Consider the following 479-nt stretch of genomic DNA (forward strand, 5'->3'; position numbering starts at 1 on the left):
GTGTGGGTGCTGAGCGCCACGGCGATGCCGTCGCCCAGGTCGGCGCTGATCCCCTCCAGTCGTCCTGCCACCCAGTCCGCGCTGAGCCGGCTGTCGTCACGCGTCAGCACGGCGAATCGCCCGGTGGCAACGGTGTAGAGCAGCTCGCCGGCGGCAGGACGGAGCCGCAGCGGCAGCAGCGTGGCCACGTCCTTCAGCAGGCTCTCCACCGGACCCATGCCCATCGAGCGCGCGAGTTCATAGGCGCGCGGCATGTCGATGCAGTCTATCAGCACCAGCCGGCGGGCTGTACGGTCACCGGAGGCGGCCAGATACTGCAGGTCGCGGATGAGGCGCTGGCGGTTGGGCAGGCCGGTGACCGGGTCAGCGAAGCCGGCGGAGTGCCAGGCCTCCAGAAACGACATCACCAGAGCGGCCAGCAGCTTCAGGGTGGTAACCTGCTCGGCGCCAAACGGGTGCGGTGCGGTGTCCGTGACGCA

Annotated in this window: 1 protein-coding gene; it reads right to left on the reverse strand. The window is 69.7% G+C overall.

What is annotated here, in order from left to right; all coding sequences use genetic code 11:
- Positions 1–479, reverse strand: a 479-nt coding sequence (locus tag PSSD_RS26025; RefSeq protein WP_153011539.1) for a GGDEF domain-containing protein, incomplete at both ends; no start/stop codon positions are given.

Source organism: Type-D symbiont of Plautia stali (assembly GCF_001485335.1).
In the GTDB taxonomy this organism is placed as follows: Bacteria; Pseudomonadota; Gammaproteobacteria; order Enterobacterales; family Enterobacteriaceae; genus Pantoea; species Pantoea vagans_C.